We start from the raw sequence: 1,439 nt of genomic DNA, 5'->3' as shown, positions 1-1,439 counted from the left end.
TCGAACTCGCGGTTCTCGCTCTCCGGCACCTGGATGCCGACCAGAATCGAACTGTAGTCCGCGCCCTGGTTACGGTAGTGGAACAGGCTGATATTCCAGTTTGGCGCCATCGACGACAGAAACTTCATCAGCGCACCCGGCCGCTCCGGAAACTCGAAGCGGAACAGGCGTTCGTCATGCGCCAGCGGCGAGCGGCCGCCGACCATGTAGCGGATGTGCTGCTTCGACAGTTCGTCGAAGGTCAGATCGACGGTGGCAAAGCCGTGTGCTTCAAAGGCGCCCGCGATCTGCGCCGATTCGCTGCGGTTCCTGATCTGCACACCGACAAAGATATGGGCCGAATTCGCGTCCGCAATCCGGTAGTTGAACTCGGTCACGCTGCGCGTGCCCACCAGTTCGCAGAAGCGGCGGAAGCTGCCGCGCTCCTCGGGAATCGTCACGGCGAACACCGCTTCACGCGCCTCACCGACTTCGGCTCGCTCGGCCACGAAACGCATGCGGTCGAAGTTCATGTTCGCGCCGGACGTGATCGCGATCAGCGTCTGGTTCTCGATGCCTTCGCGTTCGGCATACTGCTTCGTGCCTGCAACTGCCAGCGCGCCGGCCGGCTCCAGCACGCTGCGGGTGTCCTGGAAGACGTCCTTGATCGCGGCACACAGCGCATCGGTGTTCACAATGAGCACGTCGTCGAGATACTCGCTGCACAGGCGGAAGGTTTCCTCGCCCACCAGCTTGACGGCGGTGCCGTCCGAGAACAGCCCGACCTCGTTCAAGGTGACGCGTTTACCCGCTTTCAGCGACGCGGCCATCGCGCACGAATCATCGGTCTGCACGCCGATCACCCTGATCTCCGGGCGCACCGATTTCACATACGCCGCCACCCCTGCCGCGAGGCCCCCGCCGCCGATCGGCACGAAGATCGCGTGGATCGGCCCCTGATGCTGGCTGAGAATCTCCATCGCGACCGTGCCCTGGCCGGCGATCACGTACGGATCGTCGAACGGGTGGACGAACGTCAGGCCGCGTTCCGCCTGCAGCTTCACGGCGTGCCCGTAGGCATCGCTATAGGATTCGCCGAACTGCACGACCTCGACCGTCGCCCCGCCATGCGCGCGCACCGCATCGACCTTCACCTGCGGTGTGGTCACCGGCACCACGATGATCGCCTTCACGCCCATGCGGGCCGCCGACAGCGCGACGCCCTGCGCATGATTGCCCGCCGATGCGGTAATCACGCCTCGCTCCAGCGCGTCCGCCGCAATATGCGCCATCTTGTTGTACGCGCCGCGCACCTTGAACGAGAACACCGGCTGGTTGTCCTCGCGCTTCAGATAGACCGGATTGGACAGCCGCGCCGACAGATTCGGCGCACGTTCGAGTTCGGTCTCGCGGGCCACGTCGTAGACGCGCGCGGTCAGGATTTTCTTCAGGTAGTCGTG

Annotated in this window: 1 protein-coding gene; it reads right to left on the bottom strand. The window is 64.4% G+C overall.

From position 1 onward, the window contains the following. Positions 1-1,439 (bottom strand): threonine ammonia-lyase, biosynthetic (gene ilvA, locus PQR67_RS38110; RefSeq protein ID WP_408467937.1); only part of this gene is annotated, 1,439 nt, incomplete at both ends.

Source organism: Paraburkholderia fungorum (assembly GCF_046026025.1).
In the GTDB taxonomy this organism is placed as follows: Bacteria; Pseudomonadota; Gammaproteobacteria; order Burkholderiales; family Burkholderiaceae; genus Paraburkholderia; species Paraburkholderia fungorum_E.
This window is presented reverse-complemented; position numbering and strand designations above follow the sequence as displayed.